Origin of the sequence: Streptomyces sp. S186 (genome assembly GCF_051603415.1) — a bacterium.
Lineage (GTDB): Bacteria > Actinomycetota > Actinomycetes > Streptomycetales > Streptomycetaceae > Streptomyces.
In genome coordinates, this window is the sequence record NZ_CP193932.1 from 6,149,015 (window position 1) to 6,170,347 (window position 21,333).

Here is a 21,333-nt window from a genome sequence, read left to right on the forward strand (position 1 = left end):
ACGTGACCAGGATCGACGATCTCCCCATCCGGGACGAGCTGCGCGGCAAGTCGCCCTACGGCGCGCCGCAGTTGGACGTCCCGGTGCGCCTCAACACCAACGAGAACCCCTACCCGCTCCCCGAGCCGCTGGTGCGGCGGATCGCCGAGCGGGTCACCGAGGCCGCCCGCCACCTCAACCGCTACCCCGACCGGGACGCGATCGAGCTGCGCACGGAGCTGGCCGCCTACCTCACCCGCACCGCCGGCCACCCGGTCACCACCGGCCAGGTCTGGGCCGCCAACGGCTCCAACGAGGTCATCCAACAGCTGCTCCAGACCTTCGGCGGCCCCGGCCGCACCGCCCTCGGCTTCGAGCCGTCGTACTCCATGCACGCGCTGATCTCGCGCGGCACCGGCACCGGCTGGATCTCCGGCCCGCGGAACGACGACTTCACCATCGACGTGGCGGCGGCCCGCGCCGCCATCGCCGAGCACCGGCCCGACGTGGTCTTCGTCTGCTCGCCGAACAACCCCACCGGCAGCGCCGTCGGGGCCGACACCGTCCTCGCGCTGTACGAGGCCGCGCAGGTCGCCCGGGCCGGCACCGGTGGCGCGCTGGTGGTGGTCGACGAGGCGTACGTCGAGTTCAGCCACCGCCCGTCGCTGCTGCCGCTGATCGAGGGCCGGCCGAACATGGTCCTCTCCCGGACGATGTCCAAGGCGTTCGGCGCCGCCGGGCTCCGGCTGGGCTACCTCGCCGCCGACCCCGCCGTGGTCGACGCCGTCCAGCTGGTCCGGCTGCCGTACCACCTCTCGGCCGTCACCCAGGCCACCGCGCTCGCCGCCCTGGAGCACACCGATACGCTGCTGTCGTACGTCGAGCAGCTCAAGGGCGAGCGGGACCGCCTGGTCACCGAACTGCGTGCGAGCGGCTGCCAGGTCGTCGACTCGGACGCCAACTTCGTCCAGTTCGGCCTCTTCGACGACGCGCACGCCGCCTGGCAGGCGATCCTCGACCACGGCGTGCTGGTCCGCGACAACGGCGTACCGGGCTGGCTGCGGGTCACCGCCGGCACCCCGGCCGAGAACGACGCGTTCCTCGACGCGGTGCGCGCGGTGCTGAAAGAACGCAGCCTGAAGGAGAACAAGCGATGAGCGGGGCGACCGCCCGCGTGGGGCGCGTGGAGCGCACCACCAAGGAGACGACGGTGCTGGTCGAGATCGATCTCGACGGCACCGGCCAGGTCGACGTCTCGACCGGCGTCGGCTTCTACGACCACATGCTCGACCAGCTCGGCCGGCACGGCCTCTTCGACCTCAAGGTCAAGACCGACGGCGATCTGCACATCGACACCCACCACACGATCGAGGACACCGCCCTCGCGCTGGGCGCCGCCTTCAAGCAGGCGCTCGGCGACAAGGTCGGCATCTACCGCTTCGGCAACTGCACCGTCCCGCTGGACGAGTCGCTGGCCCAGGTGACCGTCGACCTCTCGGGGCGTCCGTACCTGGTGCACACCGAGCCGGAGAACATGGCGCCGATGATCGGCACCTACGACACCACGATGACCCGGCACATACTGGAGTCGTTCGTCGCGCAGGCCCAGATCGCGCTGCACGTCCACGTCCCGTACGGGCGCAACGCCCACCACATCGTGGAGTGCCAGTTCAAGGCGCTCGCCCGGGCCCTGCGCTACGCCAGCGAGCGCGACCCGCGGGCGGCCGGCATCCTCCCTTCCACGAAGGGCGCCCTCTGATGAACGGCCTGTCCACCGTCTTCATCCTCGTGGGCCTCTTCCTGCTCGGCGGGGTCTACTCGTTCTGGAAGCAGAAGATCCCCAAGTCCGTGATCACCCTGATGGCCATCGCCTCGGCGATGTGCCTGGTGGCAGGGGTGCTGCGACTGGAGGTGTGGAATTGAGCGCCGCCGGCTCCCGTAGGAAGGTCGTCGTCCTCGACTACGGCTTCGGCAACGTCCGGTCCGCCGAGCGGGCCCTGGCGCACGTCGGCGCCGACGTGACGATCACCCGCGACTACGACACCGCGATGAACGCCGACGGGCTGCTGGTGCCCGGCGTCGGCGCGTTCGCCGCGTGCATGCGGGGGCTGCGGGAGGTCCGCGGCGACTGGATCATCGGCCGCCGGCTGTCCGGCGGCCGCCCGGTGATGGGCATCTGCGTCGGTATGCAGATCCTCTTCGGGCGCGGCATCGAGCACGGTGTGGAGACCGAGGGTCTCGACGAGTGGCCCGGCACGGTCGGCCCGCTCAAGGCCGAGGTCGTCCCGCACATGGGCTGGAACACCGTCCGCGCCGCCGAGGGTTCGCGGCTCTTCGCCGGGCTGCCCGCCGACGCCCGCTACTACTTCGTGCACTCCTACGCGGTCCACGACTGGGAGCTGGAGATCGGCAACGTCCAGATGGCCGCGCCGAAGGTCACCTGGGCCACGCACGGCGAGCCGTTCGTCGCCGCGGTCGAGAACGGCCCGCTGTGGGCCACCCAGTTCCACCCCGAGAAGTCCGGCGACGCCGGTGCCCAGCTCCTCACCAACTGGATCGAAACGCTGTGAACCCTGTGAAGGCGAACGCCGTGAAGAAGCTTGAACTGCTGCCCGCCGTCGACGTCCGCGACGGCCAGGCCGTCCGCCTGGTGCACGGCGAGTCCGGCTCGGAGACCTCCTACGGCGACCCGATGCAGGCCGCGCTGGCCTGGCAGTCGGCCGGCGCCGAGTGGCTGCACCTGGTCGACCTGGACGCCGCCTTCGGCACCGGCGACAACCGCGCGCAGATCGCCGAGGTCGCCCGCTCCATGGACATCAAGGTCGAGCTGTCCGGCGGCATCCGCGACGACGACTCGCTGGCCGCCGCCCTGGCCACCGGCTGCACCCGGGTCAACATCGGCACCGCGGCGCTGGAGAACCCGGAGTGGGTCGCCAGGATCATCGCCGAGCACGGCGAGAAGATCGCGGTGGGCCTGGACGTCCGCGGCACGACCCTGCGCGGCCGCGGCTGGACCCGGGACGGCGGCGACCTCTACGAGACGCTGGCCCGCCTGGACTCCGAGGGCTGCGCCCGCTACGTCGTCACCGACATCAACAAGGACGGCACCCTCCAGGGCCCCAACCTGGAGCTGCTGAAGAACGTCTGCGCGGCCACCGACCGCCCGGTCGTCGCCTCCGGCGGCGTCTCCTCCCTCGACGACCTGCGGGCGATCGCCGCGCTGGTGCCGGCGGGTGTCGAAGGCTCCATCGTGGGCAAGGCGCTCTACGCGAAGGCGTTCACCCTCGAAGAGGCACTGGCGGCGGTGTCGTAGCCGCGGTGCCGCAACCGGCCACATGTGGAAGGCGGCGTGATGAGCATCGAGCGGGTTCGGACCGACAGTCCCTGGGAAGAGTCCATCGGCTTCGCACGCGCGGTGGCCGCCGGTGACCGGGTCCTGGTCGCCGGCACCATGCCGCTGGTCGGCGGCGTCCTCCAGGGCGAGGGCGACCCCTACGTCCAGACCAAGGTGGCCTTCGGGAACGCGCTGGCGGCGCTCAAACCCTTCGGGCTGGGCGCCGCCGACGTCCTGCGCACCCGGATGTACCTGACCCACCTGCGGGACGCGGACGCCGCCGCCCGCGCCCACCGCGAGCTGTTCGAGGCCGCGCCGCCCGCCGCCACCCTGGTGGTGGTCTCCGGCTTCGTCGACTCCCGGGTCCTGGTGGAAGTAGAACTAGAAGCGTTCCGGGACACCTCCCGGGACACCGAACGAGAGGGCTAACCCGTCATGACCCTGGCGGTCCGCGTCATTCCCTGCCTGGACGTCGACAACGGCCGCGTCGTCAAGGGCGTCAACTTCCAGAATCTCCGCGACGCCGGGGACCCGGTCGAGATGGCGAAGATCTACGGCGAGGAGGGCGCCGACGAGCTGACCTTCCTCGACATCACCGCGTCCTCCGGCGACCGCGAGACCACCTACGACGTGGTCCGCCGCACCGCCGAGCAGGTCTTCATCCCGCTGACCGTCGGCGGCGGGGTGCGCACCGCGGAGGACGTCGACAAGCTGCTGCGGGCCGGCGCCGACAAGGTCGGGGTCAACACCGCCGCGATCGCCCGCCCGGAGCTGATCAAGGAGATCGCCGAACGCTTCGGCAGCCAGGTCCTGGTCCTCTCCGTCGACGCCCGCCGTACCGCTTCGGGGTCCTTCGAGGTCACCACGCACGGCGGCCGCCGCTCGGCCGGGATCGACGCCGTGGAGTGGGCGCACCGCGCCGCGGAGCTGGGCGCCGGGGAGATCCTGCTGAACTCCATGGACGCCGACGGCACCAAGGACGGCTACGACGTGGAGATGATCGAGGCGGTCCGCCGGCACGTCAGCGTCCCGGTCATCGCCTCCGGCGGCGCCGGCCGCCTCGACCACTTCGCGCCCGCGGTGGCGGCCGGCGCCGACGCGGTGCTGGCCGCCTCCGTCTTCCACTTCGGCGATCTGCGCATCGGCCAGGTCAAGGACGCGCTGCGGGAGGCCGGTCACCCGGTGCGGTGACCGGCGCGCCCGGTCAGCGCCGCTTGCCCGCCGCCCGGACGAACTCCCGGTTCATCCGCGTGATGCTGAACAGCGGGATGCCCTTGGGGCAGGCGGTGGCGCACTCGCCCGCCAGCGTGCAGCCGCCGAAGCCCTCCGCGTCCATCTGGGCCACCATGTCCAGGACGCGGGTCTCGCGCTCCGGCGCGCCCTGCGGCAGCACGTTGAGATGGTTGACCTTCGCGGAAGTGAACAGCATCGCCGCGCCGTTGGGGCAGGCCGCGACGCAGGCGCCGCAGCCGATGCACTCGGCGTGCTCGAAGGCGGCGTCGGCGTCCGGCTTCGGCACCGGCGTGGCGTGCGCCTCCGGCGCGGAGCCGGTCGGCGCGGTGATGTAGCCGCCGGCCTGGATGATCCGGTCGAAGGCCGAGCGGTCGACGACCAGGTCCTTCACGACCGGGAAGGCCGCCGCCCGCCACGGCTCGATGTCGATGCGGTCGCCGTCCTTGAAGGACCGCATGTGGAGCTGGCAGGTGGTGGTCCGCTCCGGGCCGTGCGCGTCGCCGTTGATGACGAGCGAGCAGGCGCCGCAGATGCCCTCGCGGCAGTCGTGGTCGAAGGCGACCGGGTCCTCGCCCTTGAGGATCAGCTCCTCGTTGAGGGTGTCGAGCATCTCCAGGAAGGACATGTCCGGGGAGATGCCGTCGACCTCGTAGGTGGACATGGCGCCGTCGGCGCCGGCGTTCCGCTGTCGCCAGACGCGCAGGGTGAGCCTCATGCGTAGCTCCGCTGGGTGGGGTGGACGTACTCGAAGACCAGGTCTTCCTTGTGCAGGACGGGGGCCGTGCCGGTGCCGGTGAACTCCCAGGCGGCGGCGTAGCCGAACTCCTCGTCCCGGCGGGCGGCCTCGCCGTCCGGGGTCTGCGACTCCTCGCGGAAGTGGCCGCCGCAGGACTCGGCGCGGTGCAGCGCGTCGAGGCACATCAGCTCGGCGAGCTCCAGATAGTCGACGATGCGGTTGGCCTTCTCCAGCGACTGGTTGAACTCCTCGCCTGTGCCGGGCACCTTGACGCGCCGCCAGAACTCCCCGCGGATCTGCGGGAGGCGCTCCAGGGCCTTGCGCAGGCCCGCGTCGGTGCGGGCCATCCCGCAGTACTCCCACATGAGTGCGCCGATCTCGCGGTGGAAGGAGTCGGGGGTGCGGTCGCCGTCGACGGACAGGAGCAGGTTCAGCCGGTCCTCCGTCTCGGCCAACACCTCCTGGACGACCGGGTGTTCAGCCGTCACCGGGTCCTGGTGCGGGTTGCGCGCCAGGTAGTCGTTGATCGTCGCCGGCAGGACGAAGTAGCCGTCGGCCAGGCCCTGCATCAGCGCGGAGGCGCCCAGCCGGTTGGCGCCGTGGTCGGAGAAGTTGGCCTCGCCGATCGCGAACAGGCCCGGGACGGTGGTCTGCAGGTCGTAGTCGACCCACAGGCCGCCCATCGTGTAGTGCACGGCCGGATAGATCCGCATCGGCACCCGGTACGGATCCTCGTCGGTGATCCGCTGGTACATGTCGAAGAGGTTGCCGTACTTCGCCTCGACGGCCGCGCGGCCCATCCGCCGGATCGCGTCGGCGAAGTCCAGGTAGACGCCCTGCCCGCCCGGTCCGACGCCGCGGCCCTCGTCGCAGACGTTCTTCGCGGCCCGGGAGGCGATGTCGCGGGGCACGAGGTTGCCGAAGGACGGGTAGATCCGCTCCAGGTAGTAGTCCCGCTCGTCCTCGGGGATCTCGTGCGGCGGGCGGGTGTCGCCCGTGGCCTTCGGCACCCAGATCCGGCCGTCGTTGCGCAGCGACTCGCTCATCAGCGTCAGCTTCGACTGGTGGTCGCCGGTGCGCGGGATGCAGGTCGGGTGGATCTGGGTGAAGCAGGGGTTGGCGAAGTGGGCGCCGCGGCGGTGGGCCCGCCACACCGCGGTGGCGTTGGAGTTCATGGCGTTCGTCGACAGGTAGAAGACGTTGCCGTAGCCGCCGGAGGCGAGCACCACCGCGTCCGCGAAGTGGGCGGAGATCCTCCCCGTGACGAGATCCCGCGCCACGATGCCGCGGGCCCGCCCGTCGACGACGATCAGGTCCAGCATCTCGGTGCGCGGCCGCATCTCCACGTTCCCCGCGGCGATCTGCCGGGACAGCGCCTGGTAGGCGCCGAGCAGCAGCTGCTGGCCCGTCTGGCCGCGGGCGTAGAAGGTACGGGAGACCTGGACGCCGCCGAAGGACCGGGTGTCGAGCAGACCGCCGTACTCGCGGGCGAACGGCACGCCCTGCGCCACGCACTGGTCGATGATCTCGACCGAGATCTGCGCCAGCCGGTGGACGTTGGACTCCCGGGCCCGGAAGTCGCCGCCCTTCACGGTGTCGTAGAACAACCGGTGGATGGAATCTCCATCATTGCGGTAGTTCTTCGCGGCGTTGATGCCGCCCTGCGCGGCGATCGAGTGGGCCCGGCGCGGCGAGTCCTGATAGCAGAACTGGACGACGTGGTAGCCCTGTTCGGCGAGGGTGGCGCCGGCGGAGCCGCCGGCGAGCCCGGTGCCGACGACGATGACCGTGTGCTTGCGCCGGTTGGCGGGGTTGACCAGCCTGGCCTCGAAGCGGCGCCGGTCCCAGCGCTCGTGGATCGGGCCGGCGGGGGCCCTGGTGTCGGCGGCCGGTTCCCCGGTCGTGTAGGCGGTGTAGGGGGTGTAGGGGGACATCTCAGCTCACCACTCCGGTCATGACGCCCACGGGGACGGCGACGAAGCCGGCCGTGAGCAGCAGCGCGAGGACGTTGGCGACGGTCTTCAGGGCACGGTCGCGGGCCCGGCTGCCGACGCCGAGGGTCTGGGCGGCGCTCCAGAAGCCGTGCCGGATGTGCAGCCCGAGGGCGAGCATCGCCACGAGGTAGATGGCATTGCCGTACCAGGTGGAGAAGGTGTCCACGACGTTCTGGTACGGGTGGCCCTCCTGGAAGCCGCCCGCGTGCACGGTGCCGGTCGTCAGATCGAGAAGGTGCCAGACGATGAACAGGCCGAGGATGATCCCGCCCCACCGCATGGTGCGCGTGGCGTAGCTCGCCCGCGGCTTGCGGTGCACGTACTTGCTCGGCCGTGCCCTGATGTCGCGCCGGCTCAGCTGGTACGCGGACGTGGCGTGGGCGGCCACCGCGACGACGAGGACGACCCGGATCAGCCAGAGCGTCCACTCGTAGTGCATGAAGGGCTCGCCGACGGTGCGCAGCCAGTGGGCGTAGTGGTTGAACTCCGGGGGCCCGAAGAAGATCTTCAGGTTCCCGATCATGTGGGCGACCAGGTACAGCAGCATGATCAGGCCGCTGACGGCCATCACCGTCTTCTTGCCGACGGTGGAGTCCCACATCGTATGGGCCATGGACGACCGTCGGTCCGTCCGCGTTGCCAGTGCCATGAGGCCGACGGTAGGGACGGGGCCCACCATTAGTCCAAGACATGGTGGAGCTGATCTCCATAGGCTGGGCCTATCGCTGATTTATATTCGCCCCATGCAGCTGCAGCAGCTCCGCTATTTCACGGCCGTGGCCGACACCCGCCACTTCACCCGCGCCGCCGAGCGTGAACACGTCGCCCAGCCCTCGCTCTCCCAGCAGATCCGCGCCCTGGAACGGGAGTTGGGCGCAGAGCTCTTCCACCGCGCCCGCGGCCACATCACCCTCACCGACGCCGGCGAGACGCTGCTGCCGCTGGCCCGCCGGATCCTCGCCGACACCGAGACCGCCCGCCGCGAGGTCCAGGAGGTCGCCCAGCTGCGCCGCGGCCGGCTCCGCCTCGGCGCCCCGCCCAGCCTCTGCGCCAGCCTCGTCCCCGACGTGCTCAGCGCCTTCCACACCGCCTATCCGGGCGTCGACCTGATCGTCACCGAGGACGGTTCCCAGGACCTCGTCCGGGCCCTGGCCGACGGCGAACTGGACCTGGCGCTGATCATCACCCCGCTGCCCGGCCAGGCCCCGGCGCTGGCCACCGCCGAGCTGCTGCGCGAGGAGCTGGTGGTGGTCTCCGCCCCCGGCCGCCCGGCCCCGGTGACCGGCCGGCGCACCCGGATCCGCGTGGAGGACCTCCGCGGCCGTCCGCTGGCGATGTTCCGCCGCGGCTACGACCTGCGGGAGTTCACCACCGCGGCCTGCCGCGCGGCCGGTTTCGAACCCGCCTTCACCGTCGAGGGCGGTGAGATGGACGCGGTGCTCGGCTTCGTCCGGGCCGGGCTCGGCATCGCCGTCGTCCCCAGCATGGTCGCCGAACGCTCCGGCCTGCGCGTCACCCCGTTCGCCACCCCCGGCATGCACCGGGTGGTCTCGGTCGCGCACCGCGGCGACGTCTCACCACCGCGCGCCGCCCGCGAACTCGACCGCATCCTGCGGGCCCACCTGGCGGAGGCGACGAACTGAGGCCCGCGGGCGCGAGGGTGGCCATCCGGGGTCACACCCCCAGGTCCGCCTCCAGCACCCGCGCCACCGCGTCCTTGTCCCCGTCCAGTTCGACCTGCGCCGCTTCCTGCCGGCCGAAGGCGAACAGCGTCAGCTCGCCCGGCTCGCCGGTGACCGTCACCACCGGAGTCCCGCGATGCGCCACCGCCGTCTGCCCGTCCGGCCGGCGCAGCACCAGCCCCACCGGCGCCTTGCGGCCCAGCACCCGGGCGGCCCGCTCCAGCCGCGTCCACAGCGCGTCCGCGAAGACCGGGTCGAGCGCGCGCGGCGACCAGTCCGGCTGGGCCCGCCGCACGTCCTCGGCGTGGACGTAGAACTCCACGGTGTTGGACGCCTCGTCGATCTGCTTGAGCGCGAACGGCGACATCCTCGGCGGGCCCGTCCTGATCAGCTGGAGCAGCTCCTCGTACGGCTTCGCCGCGAACTCCGCCTGCACCCGCTCCAGCCGCGCCGCCAGCGGCTTGACCAGGATGCCCGCCGACGCATCGGCACGCCGCTCGCGCACGACCACGTGCGCGGCCAGCTCCCGCGTCGTCCAGCCTTCGCACAGCGTCGGTGCCTCGGGGCCCGCGCTCTCCAACAGGTCGGCCAGAAGGAGCCGTTCACGCTTCGCATGGGTCGACATACGGCCACCCTACGACCGCCCCGCCCCACCTGCCACGGCGCATACCCCCGTCCTCTGGGCCCGTCACCCCCGCAGCACCAGCACCCCCACCACCACCGCGGCCACCAGCGCCGCCGCGAAGACCGCCACCAGCACCCGCACCGCCACCCTCGCCACCCGGTCCGGGTCCGGCGGCGGTGGCGCGTCAGGGGAGGGCGACTGGTCCATGGCAGCAGGATGCCGCACGGCACAATGGACCCATGAGCAGCAGCCGCGTCACCGCATCCTCGCTGGACCCCGCCGTCGCCGCCCGCCTCAAGCGCGACGCGGACGGTCTGTTTCCGGCCATCGCCCAGCAGTACGACACCGGCGAGGTGCTGATGCTCGGCTGGATGGACGACGAGGCGCTGCACCGCACCCTCACCACCGGCCGCTGCACCTACTGGTCCCGCAGCCGCCAGGAGTACTGGGTCAAGGGCGACACCTCAGGCCACGTCCAGCACGTCAGGTCCGTCGCCCTCGACTGCGACGCCGACACCGTCCTCGTCAAGGTCGACCAGGTCGGCGCCGCCTGCCACACCGGCGCCCGCACCTGCTTCGATACGGACATCCTCCTGAGCGCGGTGAGCGCGCCCGCCACCGACCAGTAGGCTCCGCTCCCATGACCACGGGAACCACCGGCACCGCCACACCGGACCTCGACACCTTCCGCACGCTCGCCGCGGACCGGCGGGTCATCCCCGTCACCCGGCGCCTCCTCGCGGACGGCGACACCCCGGTCGGCCTCTACCGCAAGCTCGCCGGCGAGCGCCCCGGCACCTTCCTCCTCGAATCCGCCGAGAACGGCCGCACGTGGTCGCGGTACTCGTTCATCGGCGTCCGCAGCGCCGCGACGCTCACCACCCGCGACGGACGGGCGCACTGGCTCGGCACCCCGCCGGTCGGTGTCCCCACCGGCGGCGACCCGCTCGCCGCGCTGCGCGCCACCGTCGAGGCCCTGCACACCCCGCGCGACCTCGTCGAGGGCGAGGGACTGCCCCCGTTCACCGGCGGCATGGTCGGCTACCTCGGCTACGACATCGTGCGCCGCCTGGAGAAGGTCGGCGAGCACACCGCCGACGACCTCGGCCTGCCCGAGCTCACCATGCTGCTCACCTCCGACCTCGCCGTCCTGGACCACTGGAGCGGCACGGTCCTGCTGATCGCCAACGCCATCAACCACAACGACCTGGCGACCGGCGTCGACGAGGCGTACGCGGACGCGGTGGCCCGCCTGGACGCCATGGCCGACGACCTCGCCCGCCCCGCGCCCGCGAGCGCCGCCGCGCTCCCGCCCACCGCCCTGCCCCCGTACACCGGCGAGTGGGGCGCGGACTCCTTCAAGGCCGCCGTCGAGGACATCAAGGAACGCATCCGCTCCGGCGAGGCGTTCCAGGTGGTGCCCTCGCAGCGGTTCGAAACCCCCTGCACGGCAAGCGCGTTGGACGTCTACCGCGTGCTGCGGGCCACCAACCCCAGCCCCTACATGTACCTCTTCCGCTTCGAGGGCAACGGCGGCCCCGAGGGCGCGCCCTTCGACGTCGTCGGCTCCAGCCCCGAGGCGCTGGTCAAGGTCGAGAACGGCCGGGCCATGGTGCACCCGATCGCCGGCACCCGCCCGCGCGGCGCGACCGTCCAGGAGGACCAGGCGCTCGCCGACGAGCTGATGGCCGACCCCAAGGAGCGCGCCGAGCACCTGATGCTGGTCGACCTGGGCCGCAACGACCTGGGCCGGGTCTGTGAGCCGGGCAGCGTCGAGGTGGTCGACTTCATGTCCGTCGAGCGCTACAGCCACGTCATGCACATCGTCTCCACCGTCACCGGCACGGTCGCCGCCGACCGCACCGCCTTCGACGTGCTCACCGCCTGCTTCCCCGCCGGCACCCTCTCCGGCGCCCCCAAGCCGCGCGCCCTGCAGATCATCGAGGAGCTGGAGCCGACCCGGCGCGGCCTCTACGGCGGCTGCGTGGGCTATCTGGACTTCGCCGGCGACTCCGACACCGCCATCGCCATCCGCACCGCCCTGCTGCGGGACGGCACCGCCTACGTCCAGGCCGGCGCCGGCATCGTCGCCGACTCCGACCCGGACGCCGAGGACACCGAGTGCCGCAACAAGGCCGCCGCCGTCCTCCGCGCCGTCCACACCGCCAACCACCTCGGCAAATGACCCGCCGCACCCCCGCGCGGCGGCCCGCCGGAGCCGGTAGGCGATAGTGGTACGCGTGAGTGCCGTACCCCAGTCCCGTACCGACACCGAGCCGGCTCCCGCCCCGGCCCGGCCCCGCGGCAGCGCCAGGCGCTCGCTCGCCCTGGCGCTGCTGCTCGGCGCCGCCGGCGCGAGCCTGGCACTGCTCGCCTCCGGCCGCACCTGGGCCCGGGGCACCGCGGCGCTGGCCCAGGGAGAGCTGCCGCGCACCGTGACCGGCAGCGACGTGACCGGCCTGCCCGGCGCGCTGGCGGTGGTCGGCCTGGCCGCCCTGGTCGCCGTCTTCGCGGTCCGCCGGGCCGGCCGGATCGTGGTCGCCGCACTGCTGGCCCTCAGCGGCCTGGGCATCACCACCGCCGCCGCCCTCGGCTACGCCGACACCTCGGCGCTGCGCGAGAAAGCCGCCGACGCGGTCGGCCTGAACGGCGCCGACGTGCATCACGTCACCCACACCGTCTGGCCCTGGGTGGCCGCCGCCGGCGGCCTGCTGCTGCTCCTCGCCGGGGTGCTGGCCCTGGTCTTCGGCCGCCGCTGGCCCGCGATGTCGGGCCGGTACGAGCGCACCCCCGGCGGCGCCCGCGGCCCGCGGCGCGCCGCGGCGCCGCCGGACCTGGAGCGCCCCGAGGAGATCTGGAAGTCCCTGGACCGCGGCGAGGACCCCACCCGGTAAAAGGGCTTCGCCCGGCATCGGTGACAATGGACGACGACATTCGCGCGCTCGGACCCCGGCGCGACTTCAGTAACGAGGAGCACTCCATGTCGAGCAGTGGCCACGGACACACCCCCGCCGCCTGGACCGGCGTCATCATCGCCTTCATCGGCTTCTGCGTGGCCGGTGCCTTCATCGTGATGGCCAACGTGGCCGGCTTCTGGGCGGGCATGGTGCTGATCGCCGCCGGCGCCGTCGTGGGCGGCGTGATGCGCGCGGCCGGCCTCGGCCAGGAGCCCAGGCGCTCCGCCAAGCCCGCCCCCGCCCAGGCTCAGCCGCAGGAGAGCTGAGCCCCGCTCGGCAGCCCCCCGAAGGCGCCGCTTCCCGCCCCGTACGGCCCGCGCCCCGTACGGCGGCGAAGAAGCTGCGCCTTCTCGCGTCCGGTAGCACCATCGGCTCCGTGAGCGCTCCTGTGGTCCGGCCGCGGCCGGACGCCTCCCGCGGCCCGCTGCGCCGGCTCGCCGCGCCGGCCGGCACCCTCGCGGCGGTGGCCGCGGCCTTCACCTGGGTCGGCACCGTCGACCCCAACGAACCGGGCCACTACCCGGTCTGCCCCCTGCGGCACCTCACCGGACTGCTCTGTCCGGCCTGCGGCGGGCTGCGCAGCGCGCACGCCGTCGCGCACGGCGACCTCCTCGCGGCGCTCGCCGCCAACGCCCCCGCGGTGGCCGGCTACGCCGCGTTCGCGCTCTTCTGGCTGGTCTGGGCGGCCCGCGCGGTGCGCGGACTGCCCACCGCGGGCCCGCGGCCCCGGGCGGCCCACTGGTGGGCGCTGGGCGGGCTGCTGCTGGCCTTCACCCTCGTCCGCAACCTCCCCCTCGGCGCCGGACTGCGGCCGTGACGCGCACCGGTCCGCGGCCCGCCGCGGCCCCCGGGGCGCACCGCGAGGCAACCCGGAGTTGTCCGGGTCGTGGGACCACGGTCAACCGGATGCGGGACCTGCCCCTCGCGGCGGATACCATCGGAGGAGCAGCCGTGACGGCGGTTCCCGCCCCACGGGCCGCTGTCCACCTCCACCCTTCACGAAGGAGGCCGCTCGCGTGAGCGTGCTCGACGAGATCATCGACGGAGTCCGCGCCGACCTCGCAGAGCGGCAGGCGCGCGTCGGCCTCGACGAGCTCAAGGAGCGGGCCCGCAAGGCACGCCCGGCCAAGGACGGCGTCGCCGCCCTGAAGGGCGAGGGCGTCCGGGTGATCTGCGAGGTCAAGCGCTCCAGCCCGTCCAAGGGCGCGCTCGCCGCGATCGCCGACCCCGCGGGCCTGGCCGCCGACTACGAAGCGGGCGGCGCCGCGGTGATCTCCGTCCTCACCGAGCAGCGCCGCTTCGGCGGCTCGCTGGCCGACCTGGAGGCCGTCCGCGCCAAGGTCGACATCCCCGTCCTGCGCAAGGACTTCATCGTCACCGCCTACCAGCTGTGGGAGGCCCGGGCCTACGGCGCCGACCTCGCGCTGCTGATCGTCGCCGCGCTGGAGCAGGAGGCCCTGGTCTCGCTGATCGAGCGGGCCGAGTCGATCGGGCTGACGCCGCTGGTCGAGGCGCACGACGAGGAGGAGGTCGCCCGCGCGGTGGCCGCCGGCGCCAAGATCATCGGGATCAACGCCCGCAACCTCAAGACCCTGGAGGTCGACCGGGGCACCTTCGCCCGGGTCGCCCCCGAGGTCCCCGACCACATCGTCAAGGTCGCCGAGTCCGGCGTGCGCGGCCCGCACGACCTGATCGCCTACGCCAACGACGGCGCCGACGCCGTCCTGGTCGGCGAGTCCCTGGTCACCGGCAAGGACCCCAAGGCCGCGGTCGCCGACCTGGTCGCGGCCGGCTCCCACCCGGCGATCCGGCACGGCCGGGACTGACCGCCATGGCCGCCGCCCTCCTCCGCCTCGCCCGCGGCTGCCGGCCGCGTGGCTGTCGTGCCCCGGCACGGCGCGTGCGGGGCCGGCGGGTCCGCTACCACATCGGCTGCGAGCCGGGGCAGATCAACGGCATGCGATGGCAGGCGCCCCGTTAGGGGCGCGGGACTGTGTCGACATGCGGCTCCGCCGCGTGGGCGCGGCCGGCAACACGAGGCCGCAGCCAAGCGATGACCCCCCGCCCCACGGCTCAAGTGTCCACACACTCACCGTGAGGTTTCCGCATGCCCAGCGAGTTCTTCCTTCCCGACCCCGAGGGTCAAGTCCCCGGCCCCGAGGGCTACTTCGGCGCCTTCGGCGGCAAGTTCATCCCCGAGGCGCTGGTCGCCGCGGTGGACGAGGTCGCCGCCGAGTACGAGAAGGCCAAGGCCGACCCGGCCTTCGCCGCCGAGCTCGACGACCTGATGGTCAACTACACCGGCCGGCCCAGCGCCCTCACCGAGGTGCCGCGGTTCGCCGAACACGCCGGCGGGGCCCGGGTGTTCCTCAAGCGCGAGGACCTCAACCACACCGGCTCCCACAAGATCAACAACGTGCTGGGGCAGGCCCTGCTCACCAAGCGGATGGGCAAGACCCGGGTCATCGCCGAGACCGGCGCCGGCCAGCACGGCGTCGCCACCGCCACCGCCTGCGCCCTCTTCGGCCTCGAATGCACCATCTACATGGGCGAGGTCGACACCGAGCGGCAGGCCCTCAACGTCGCCCGGATGCGGATGCTCGGCGCCGAGGTCATCGCCGTGAAGTCCGGTAGCCGCACCCTCAAGGACGCCATCAACGAGGCGTTCCGCGACTGGGTCGCCAACGTCGACCGCACCCACTACCTCTTCGGCACCGTCGCCGGACCGCACCCCTTCCCGGCCCTGGTCCGCGACTTCCACCGGGTCATCGGCGTCGAGGCCCGCCGCCAGATCCTCCAGCGCGCCGGCCGACTGCCGGACGCCGCCCTGGCCTGCGTCGGCGGCGGCTCCAACGCCATCGGCCTGTTCCACGCCTTCCTGCCCGACACCGGCGTCCGCCTCATCGGCTGCGAACCCGGCGGCCACGGCATCGAGACCGGCGAGCACGCCGCCACCCTCACCGAGGGCACCCCCGGCATCCTGCACGGCTCCCGCTCCTACGTCCTCCAGGACGAGGACGGCCAGATCACCGAGCCGTACTCGATCTCGGCCGGCCTGGACTACCCGGGCATCGGCCCCGAGCACGCCTACCTCAAGGACTCGGGCCGCGCCGAGTACCGCGCGGTCACCGACGACGCGGCGATGCAGGCCCTGCGGCTGCTGTCCCGCACCGAGGGCATCATCCCGGCCATCGAGAGCGCCCACGCGCTGGCCGGCGCCCTGGAGGTCGGCCGGGAGCTGGGCCCCGACGGCCTGCTGCTGGTGAACCTCTCCGGGCGCGGCGACAAGGACATGGACACCGCCGCCCGCTACTTCGGGCTCTACAACACCGCCGCCGACGAAGCGGCCGGCACCGGCGAGGGGGACAAGTGATGGCGGGCAACATCGAACTCCTGTCGTCCGTCCTGGCGCAGGCCAGGGCGGAGAACCGGGCGGCGCTGGTCGGCTACCTTCCGGCCGGCTTCCCCACCGTAGACGGCGGCATCCGGGCGCTGACCGAGATGCTGGACGGCGGCTGCGACATCGTCGAGGTCGGGCTGCCGCACAGCGACCCGGTCCTGGACGGCCCGGTGATCCAGACCGCCGACGACATCGCGCTGCGCGCCGGCATCAAGATCGTCGACGTCATCCGCACGGTCCGCGACGTGCACGCCGCCACCGGCGCGCCGGTGCTCTGCATGACGTACTGGAACCCCGTCGACCGCTACGGCGTCGAGCGGTTCGCCGCCGACCTCGCCGAGGCGGGCGGCGCCGGCTGCATCCTGCCGGACCTCCCGGTCGAGGAGTCCGAGGTCTGGCGCAAGGCCGCCGAGCAGCACGGCCTGGCCACCGTCTTCGTGGTCGCGCCGAGCAGCCGGGACGAGCGGCTGGCCAGGATCACCGAGGCCGGCAGCGGCTTCGTCTACGCCGCGTCCCTGATGGGCGTCACCGGCACCCGCGAGTCCGTCGGCCGGGAGGCCGAGGACCTGGTGGCCCGCACCCGCGCCACCACCGACCTCCCCGTCTGCGTCGGCCTCGGCGTCTCCAACGCCGAGCAGGCCGCCGAGGTGGCCCGCTTCGCCGACGGTGTGATCGTCGGCTCGGCGTTCGTCAAGTGCCTGCTGGCGGCGGACGGCGACCTTGACGCCGGCCTGACCGCCGTCCGGGCCCTGGCCGGGCAGCTCGGCGACGGCGTGCGCCGGAACGGCGCGGCCCGGGACTGACCCCGGCAGATCGTCCGATCGGGCGAACCTCGGAGCGGAGGGGTGCGGCTGCGCCCCTCCGCTTCGTTGTCCACGGGCGTGAACCAGAAGAACCATGACGGCCCGAAGCGTGACGGAACGAGCAGCGCCCGCGAGCGGCTCCAGGCCCAGCGTGACAAGGAGAGGACGCGCGCCCGGCGGGTCCGCCAGTCGGCCGTCGCCGGCGCGGTGGTGGCGGCGCTCGCGGTGGCCGGCGGGATCGCCGTGTGGGTGTCCTCCGGCGGCGGCACCGGCAGCAGTACCGACAACACCGCGTTCGCCCTCCCCAAACAGGCCAGCGACGGCGACAAGCCCGCCGTCCCGGTGGGTTCGGCCCGCGCCCGTTCCACCCTCACCGTCTGGGAGGACTTCCGCTGCCCGGCCTGCCAGCAGTTCGAGACCGGCTTCCGCCCGGTGATCCACCAGCTCCAGGACTCCGGCAAGCTCAAGGTGGAGTACCACCTCGCCACCCTCATCGACGGGAACGCCGGCGGCACCGGCTCGCTGAACGCGGCCAACGCCGCCCTGTGCGCCCAGGACGCCGGAAAGTTCCGCGACTACCACGACGTCCTCTACTCCCACCAGCCGCCCGAGCAGCAGGACCGCTTCGGCGACAAGAAGTACCTGCTCCAGCTGGCCGGGAAGGTCCCGGGCCTGACCTCGGCCGCGTTCACCAAGTGCGTCCGCGACGGGCGGTACGACGGTTTCGTCCGCAAGTCCAACGAGGCGTTCGCCGGCGGCGGCTTCCGCGGCACCCCGACCGTCCTGCTCAACGGCAAGGACCTCTCCCAGTTCAAGGGCGGCCGGGTCACCCCCGCGGACCTGAAGAAGATGGTCCTGGAGGCCGACCAGGGCAAGTAGCCCGGCCGCGGCCGTCCGGCCGGGGAGCCGGTACGGACCGCCGCGCCGCCGCGGCCGTTACGCAGCCGTTGCCGGGCGGGTTGTCGTCAACCCCGCCCGGCGCGGTAGCGTCGGTCCTGCCATGGACCTCGCATTCATTCCCAGCCCCTCGACCGGTGTCGTCCATCTCGGGCCGATCCCGCTGCGCGGCTACGCGTTCTGCATCATCATCGGCGTGTTCGTCGGCGTCTGGCTCGGCAACCGGCGCTGGGTGCAGCGCGGCGGCCGCTCCGGCACGGTCGCCGACATCGCCGTGTGGGCGGTGCCCTTCGGCCTGGTCGGCGGGCGCCTGTACCACGTCATCACGACGTACGAGCCGTACTTCGGCAAGAACGGCCACCCGCTCGACGCCCTCAAGGTCTGGCAGGGCGGCCTCGGCATCTGGGGCGCGGTCGCGCTGGGCGCCCTCGGTGCCTGGATCGGCTGCCGCCGCCGGGGCGTCCCGATGCCCGCGTACGCCGACGCGCTGGCGCCGGGCCTCGCCATCGGCCAGGCGATCGGCCGCTGGGGCAACTGGTTCAACCAGGAGCTGTACGGCAAGCCGACCGACGTGCCGTGGGCGCTGAAGATCGACCCGGACCCGGCGATCGGCCGCATCGGCGGCACCTACCACCCGACGTTCCTCTACGAGTGCCTGTGGTGCCTGGGCGTCGCGGCGCTGGTGATCTGGGCGGACAAGCGCTTCCGCCTCGGCCACGGGCGGGTCTTCGCGCTCTACGTCGCCGCCTACTGCGTGGGCCGCGCCTGGATCGAGTACATGCGCGTCGACGAGGCGCACCACATCCTGGGCCTGCGGCTGAACGACTGGACCTCGCTGGTGGTCTTCGTCCTGGCCGTCGTCTACATGATCGTCTCCGCGCGGAAGGCCCCGGGCCGCGAGGAGATCGTCGAGCCGGAGTGGCAGCTCGCCGAGGGCGCCCAGGAGGGCCAGGACGCCGGGAAGCCTGCCGGGACCGCCAAGGGCGAGAAGAGCGACAAGAGCAACAAGGGCACCAAGAGCGCGGCCGACGGCTCCGCCTCCGGTTCCGCCAGGTCCGCCGGGAGCCCGGGCGGCACGAAGTCCTGAGGCCGGCCGCCGACGGCCCGCATCCGACCGGAGCGCCGGGCGGACCCGCTCACACCGGGACCGCCCGGCGCTCCGCCGTGCCGGCCGGGCCCGCCGTGCCGGCCGGCCGTCACCGCCCGCTGGCCTCGGTCATCAGCGTCCCCGTCAGCAGGGCGCCGAAGGACTGCGCGTGGCGCAGATGGCGGGTCCGGTCGCGGGCGAAGACCTCGCGGGCGACGGCGGCCAGCGCGGCGGCCGGGGCGTGCAGGTCGAGCCGGCTGGCCCGGGCGACCTCGGTGCTCCACTCTGCGGGCACCGCCGCCGCGCCGTTCAGGGCACCGGCGAGCGCACCGGCCATCGTGGCGATCGCGGCGCAGTCGCGCCCGTAGTTGACCGCGCCGAGCACGGTGGCCCGGTAGTCGCCGTCGGCGACCAGCAACATGCCCAGGGCGATGGGGAGTTCCTCGACGGCGTGCACGCGGGAGGGCCGGCGGGCGCCCAGCGACGGTTCGCGGTGGTCCGGGCCGACGGTGTCGTACGGGGCGACCGCCGCCCGCAGCGGCACCAGCGCGGACTCGTAGTCGGTGTGCGGCGCGGCCACGTCGCAGACCGCCTCGATCGCCGCCCGGGTGCCGTCCTTCGCCAGCCGCAGGGCATGCCCGGCGACCGTGGCCGCGGTGGCGTCCGGCAGGAACGCGGCGGCCACCGCGGCGGCGAACACCCCGGCCGCCTCCCGCCCGTAGGAGGACTGGTGGGCGGCCGAGATGTCCAGCGCCTCGGCATAAGCCCGGTCCGGATTACCGGCGTTGACGATGCCGACCGGCGTCATGTACATCGCCGCACCGGAGTTGACGATGTTTCCGACACCGGCCTCGCGCGGATCGGCGTGGCCGTAGTGCAGCCGCGCCACGATCCACTTCTCGGCGAGGAAGATCCGCTGCAACGGCAGCGCCTCGGCCTCCAGTTCGGGGATCCAGCGGGGCGTGCCGATCAGGTCGGGGACGAGGTGGTCGGCGACGGCGTAGGCGTCGAGGTGGTCGCGGACCGTCTCGTAGACGCGCACCAGCGCATGGGTCATCAGGGTGTCGTCGGTGATGTGGCCGTCGCCCTTGTGGTACGGCGCGAGCGGCCGCGCGGTGCGCCAGTCCGTGTGGAACGGTCCGACGATGCCCTCGATCCGGCCGCCGTGCCGGGCCACGATCTGCTCCGGTGTCAGGCCCTCGGCCGGCCCGCCCAGGGCGTCGCCGACCGCGGCCCCGACGAGCGCGCCGGCCGCCCGGTCCTCCAGAGGGGAGAGCGCGGGCGGCGGGCCGTCCGCTCCGGGCTCCGGGCCGGTGACGCGGGGTGCCCGCGACCCCTCGGGGTCCGGTGGCTCCGGGTCGGGCCGTACCGGGCCGGCGGTGGTGGCGGCGTCCGTCATCGGGGTGTCCTTTCGCGGGCTGAGGGGGCCGTCGGGGCGGACGGCGGGCCGGGGCGGGCGGAGTCCGTGTCCCGCCCGTATCCGTCCCCCGTGGCGGCCCGGGTCTCCTGTCCGGGGCCGCAGGGTCACCCGGTCGACCGCCTTGTACGGCCGTCAAGGGCCGCCGACGGCCTTGTGATCCGGATCACGAGCTCGCCCTCTCGGCGAAACCGCAGGTCAGAGAGGTAAGTTCGGCCTTCCTTGCTAGCGGAGGAGGGTAATCCGCGCATAACTTCGAGGTGTTGGAGGGGGAAGCGCCGTCATCGGCCCACGCCTCGCAAGCAGAGAGCAGGTCTCGATATGTCGGTCATGGAGATCATGGACGCCGCCGCGCCGACGCATGCGGCGCACCGCGACAACCACACCCACCGCGATGTGAACGGCGGCTGGCTGCGCCCCGCCGTCTTCGGCGCGATGGACGGCCTGGTGTCCAACCTCGCCCTGATGACGGGCGTGGCCGGCGGTGCGGTGTCGCAGCAGACGATCGTGATCACCGGCCTGGCGGGGCTGGCGGCCGGCGCGTTCTCGATGGCCGCGGGGGAGTACACCTCGGTGGCTTCGCAACGTGAACTGGTGGTCGCGGAGCTGGACGTCGAGCGGGCCGAGCTGCGCAAGCACCCCAAGGACGAGCAGGCGGAGCTGGCGGCCCTCTACGAGTCCCGCGGGGTGGAGCCGGAGCTGGCCCGCAAGGTCGCCGAGCAGCTCTCCCGCGACCCCGAGCAGGCGCTGGAGATCCATGCCCGCGAGGAATTGGGCATCGACCCGTCGGACCTTCCTTCTCCGATCGTTGCCGCCGTTTCCTCCTTTGGATCCTTTGCGTTGGGCGCGCTTTTGCCTCTCCTTCCTTATCTGGTGGGGGCGAGTGTGCTGTGGCCTGCGGTGCTGCTGGCGCTGCTCGGGCTCTTCGGCTGCGGCGCGGTGGTGGCGCGGGTGACGGCCCGCTCGTGGTGGTTCAGCGGGCTGCGCCAGCTGGCGCTGGGCGGTGCCGCGGCGGCGGTGACGTACGGCCTCGGCGCACTGTTCGGGACGGCGGTGGGTTGACGTCCCATTCGGGTGACCGCATGATGGCCGCGTTACCCAGCGGTTTCGGTTTGTTGACGACCGGGCATAAGGCCCTGGCGTCGCCGGGCAGTGTCGCTCGCCGAACGCCGCCGCAGTGGGCGGCTCC

26 protein-coding genes are annotated in these 21,333 nt (G+C 73.0%); 20 read left to right on the plus strand and 6 right to left on the minus strand.

What is annotated here, in order from left to right:
* The first annotated feature begins 2 nt into the window (after nucleotides 1-2).
* From ACRAS8_RS26460 to hisF, 7 genes are read left to right on the plus strand one after another with little or no spacing between them, the layout of a single operon-like run.
* Nucleotides 3-1,136, plus strand: coding sequence for a histidinol-phosphate transaminase (locus tag ACRAS8_RS26460; RefSeq protein ID WP_438488500.1), 1,134 nt, complete (start codon nucleotides 3-5; stop codon nucleotides 1,134-1,136).
* Nucleotides 1,133-1,738 (plus strand): imidazoleglycerol-phosphate dehydratase HisB, encoded by a 606-nt coding sequence (gene hisB / locus ACRAS8_RS26465; RefSeq protein ID WP_018536733.1) that lies wholly within the window; start codon nucleotides 1,133-1,135, stop codon nucleotides 1,736-1,738. Before ACRAS8_RS26460 ends, hisB begins: the two co-directional genes overlap by 4 nt.
* On the plus strand, nucleotides 1,738-1,902 hold the full coding sequence (locus ACRAS8_RS26470) for a hypothetical protein (RefSeq protein ID WP_438488501.1): 165 nt from the start codon (nucleotides 1,738-1,740) through the stop codon (nucleotides 1,900-1,902). The genes hisB and ACRAS8_RS26470 overlap by 1 nt, the downstream gene beginning before the upstream one ends.
* Entirely contained in the window at nucleotides 1,899-2,549 is a 651-nt protein-coding gene (gene hisH, locus ACRAS8_RS26475) for an imidazole glycerol phosphate synthase subunit HisH (protein ID WP_438490602.1), read from the plus strand. Before ACRAS8_RS26470 ends, hisH begins: the two co-directional genes overlap by 4 nt.
* A gap of 20 nt (nucleotides 2,550-2,569) precedes the next feature.
* Nucleotides 2,570-3,292, plus strand: coding sequence for a bifunctional 1-(5-phosphoribosyl)-5-((5-phosphoribosylamino)methylideneamino)imidazole-4-carboxamide isomerase/phosphoribosylanthranilate isomerase PriA (gene priA / locus ACRAS8_RS26480; protein ID WP_438488502.1), 723 nt, complete (start codon nucleotides 2,570-2,572; stop codon nucleotides 3,290-3,292).
* A 39-nt stretch (nucleotides 3,293-3,331) separates the two neighbouring features.
* A complete protein-coding gene (locus ACRAS8_RS26485) occupies nucleotides 3,332-3,742 on the plus strand; it encodes a Rid family hydrolase (protein ID WP_438488503.1) in 411 nt (136 codons plus the stop codon).
* Nucleotides 3,743-3,748: 6 nt separating this feature from the next.
* Nucleotides 3,749-4,504 (plus strand): imidazole glycerol phosphate synthase subunit HisF, encoded by a 756-nt coding sequence (gene hisF, locus ACRAS8_RS26490; protein WP_438488504.1) that lies wholly within the window; start codon nucleotides 3,749-3,751, stop codon nucleotides 4,502-4,504.
* A 13-nt stretch (nucleotides 4,505-4,517) separates the two neighbouring features.
* Here hisF and ACRAS8_RS26495 read toward each other — a convergent pair whose 3' ends face one another.
* The 3 genes from ACRAS8_RS26495 to ACRAS8_RS26505 are packed head-to-tail and all read right to left on the minus strand — an operon-like array spanning nucleotide 4,518 to nucleotide 7,889.
* Entirely contained in the window at nucleotides 4,518-5,261 is a 744-nt protein-coding gene (locus tag ACRAS8_RS26495; protein WP_438488505.1) for a succinate dehydrogenase/fumarate reductase iron-sulfur subunit, read from the minus strand.
* Nucleotides 5,258-7,216 carry a fumarate reductase/succinate dehydrogenase flavoprotein subunit gene (locus tag ACRAS8_RS26500; RefSeq protein WP_438488506.1) on the minus strand — a complete coding sequence of 653 codons (1,959 nt, stop codon included), beginning with the start codon at nucleotides 7,214-7,216 and terminating at the stop codon, nucleotides 5,258-5,260. The genes ACRAS8_RS26495 and ACRAS8_RS26500 overlap by 4 nt, the downstream gene beginning before the upstream one ends.
* 1 nt (nucleotide 7,217) lies before the next feature.
* Nucleotides 7,218-7,889 carry a succinate dehydrogenase gene (locus ACRAS8_RS26505; RefSeq protein WP_438490603.1) on the minus strand — a complete coding sequence of 224 codons (672 nt, stop codon included), beginning with the start codon at nucleotides 7,887-7,889 and terminating at the stop codon, nucleotides 7,218-7,220.
* A 130-nt stretch (nucleotides 7,890-8,019) separates the two neighbouring features.
* Here ACRAS8_RS26505 and ACRAS8_RS26510 point away from each other — a divergent pair, with 130 nt between their 5' ends.
* Nucleotides 8,020-8,919 (plus strand): LysR family transcriptional regulator, encoded by a 900-nt coding sequence (locus tag ACRAS8_RS26510; protein WP_438488507.1) that lies wholly within the window; start codon nucleotides 8,020-8,022, stop codon nucleotides 8,917-8,919.
* Nucleotides 8,920-8,950: 31 nt separating this feature from the next.
* On the opposite strand, the gene ACRAS8_RS26515 is transcribed toward ACRAS8_RS26510, so the two are convergent.
* Both ACRAS8_RS26515 and ACRAS8_RS26520 read right to left on the minus strand, forming a co-directional pair.
* On the minus strand, nucleotides 8,951-9,583 hold the full coding sequence (locus ACRAS8_RS26515) for a TIGR03085 family metal-binding protein (RefSeq protein WP_438488508.1): 633 nt from the start codon (nucleotides 9,581-9,583) through the stop codon (nucleotides 8,951-8,953).
* A 63-nt stretch (nucleotides 9,584-9,646) separates the two neighbouring features.
* Entirely contained in the window at nucleotides 9,647-9,790 is a 144-nt protein-coding gene (locus ACRAS8_RS26520; protein ID WP_438488509.1) for a hypothetical protein, read from the minus strand.
* A gap of 32 nt (nucleotides 9,791-9,822) precedes the next feature.
* Here ACRAS8_RS26520 and hisI point away from each other — a divergent pair, with 32 nt between their 5' ends.
* The 11 genes from hisI to lgt all read left to right on the plus strand — a co-directional run bounded on the left by hisI (nucleotide 9,823) and on the right by lgt (nucleotide 18,727).
* Nucleotides 9,823-10,212 (plus strand): phosphoribosyl-AMP cyclohydrolase, encoded by a 390-nt coding sequence (hisI, locus tag ACRAS8_RS26525; RefSeq protein ID WP_438488510.1) that lies wholly within the window; start codon nucleotides 9,823-9,825, stop codon nucleotides 10,210-10,212.
* Nucleotides 10,213-10,223: 11 nt separating this feature from the next.
* Nucleotides 10,224-11,768: an anthranilate synthase component I gene (locus ACRAS8_RS26530; protein ID WP_438488511.1), complete on the plus strand. Its 1,545-nt coding sequence runs from the start codon at nucleotides 10,224-10,226 to the stop codon at nucleotides 11,766-11,768.
* 55 nt (nucleotides 11,769-11,823) lie between these two features.
* Complete coding sequence (locus ACRAS8_RS26535; protein ID WP_438488512.1) at nucleotides 11,824-12,477, plus strand: TIGR02234 family membrane protein; 654 nt, start codon at nucleotides 11,824-11,826, stop codon at nucleotides 12,475-12,477.
* Nucleotides 12,478-12,563: 86 nt separating this feature from the next.
* The gene (locus tag ACRAS8_RS26540) at nucleotides 12,564-12,806 is read left to right on the plus strand and encodes an HGxxPAAW family protein (RefSeq protein WP_438488513.1); all 243 of its coding nucleotides are present in this window, start codon (nucleotides 12,564-12,566) and stop codon (nucleotides 12,804-12,806) included.
* Between the two features lie 110 nt (nucleotides 12,807-12,916).
* A complete protein-coding gene (locus ACRAS8_RS26545) occupies nucleotides 12,917-13,357 on the plus strand; it encodes a DUF2752 domain-containing protein (protein WP_438488514.1) in 441 nt (146 codons plus the stop codon).
* Between the two features lie 199 nt (nucleotides 13,358-13,556).
* Nucleotides 13,557-14,366: an indole-3-glycerol phosphate synthase TrpC gene (trpC, locus tag ACRAS8_RS26550; protein WP_438488515.1), complete on the plus strand. Its 810-nt coding sequence runs from the start codon at nucleotides 13,557-13,559 to the stop codon at nucleotides 14,364-14,366.
* Between the two features lie 5 nt (nucleotides 14,367-14,371).
* Complete coding sequence (gene trpM / locus ACRAS8_RS26555) at nucleotides 14,372-14,521, plus strand: tryptophan biosynthesis modulator TrpM (protein WP_438488516.1); 150 nt, start codon at nucleotides 14,372-14,374, stop codon at nucleotides 14,519-14,521.
* A gap of 126 nt (nucleotides 14,522-14,647) precedes the next feature.
* On the plus strand, nucleotides 14,648-15,913 hold the full coding sequence (gene trpB, locus ACRAS8_RS26560; RefSeq protein ID WP_438488517.1) for a tryptophan synthase subunit beta: 1,266 nt from the start codon (nucleotides 14,648-14,650) through the stop codon (nucleotides 15,911-15,913).
* Nucleotides 15,913-16,743, plus strand: coding sequence for a tryptophan synthase subunit alpha (trpA, locus tag ACRAS8_RS26565; protein ID WP_438488518.1), 831 nt, complete (start codon nucleotides 15,913-15,915; stop codon nucleotides 16,741-16,743). The genes trpB and trpA overlap by 1 nt, the downstream gene beginning before the upstream one ends.
* Before the next feature lie 78 nt (nucleotides 16,744-16,821).
* The gene (locus ACRAS8_RS26570; RefSeq protein WP_438488519.1) at nucleotides 16,822-17,622 is read left to right on the plus strand and encodes a DsbA family protein; all 801 of its coding nucleotides are present in this window, start codon (nucleotides 16,822-16,824) and stop codon (nucleotides 17,620-17,622) included.
* Between the two features lie 121 nt (nucleotides 17,623-17,743).
* Nucleotides 17,744-18,727, plus strand: a complete 984-nt coding sequence (gene lgt, locus ACRAS8_RS26575) for a prolipoprotein diacylglyceryl transferase (protein ID WP_438488520.1) — start codon at nucleotides 17,744-17,746, stop codon at nucleotides 18,725-18,727.
* A gap of 109 nt (nucleotides 18,728-18,836) precedes the next feature.
* Here lgt and ACRAS8_RS26580 read toward each other — a convergent pair whose 3' ends face one another.
* On the minus strand, nucleotides 18,837-20,126 hold the full coding sequence (locus ACRAS8_RS26580; protein WP_438488521.1) for an ADP-ribosylglycohydrolase family protein: 1,290 nt from the start codon (nucleotides 20,124-20,126) through the stop codon (nucleotides 18,837-18,839).
* A gap of 348 nt (nucleotides 20,127-20,474) precedes the next feature.
* On the opposite strand from ACRAS8_RS26580, the gene ACRAS8_RS26585 reads away from it, so the two are divergent.
* On the plus strand, nucleotides 20,475-21,206 hold the full coding sequence (locus ACRAS8_RS26585; protein WP_438490604.1) for a VIT1/CCC1 transporter family protein: 732 nt from the start codon (nucleotides 20,475-20,477) through the stop codon (nucleotides 21,204-21,206).
* The last annotated feature ends 127 nt before the right edge of the window (nucleotides 21,207-21,333 follow it).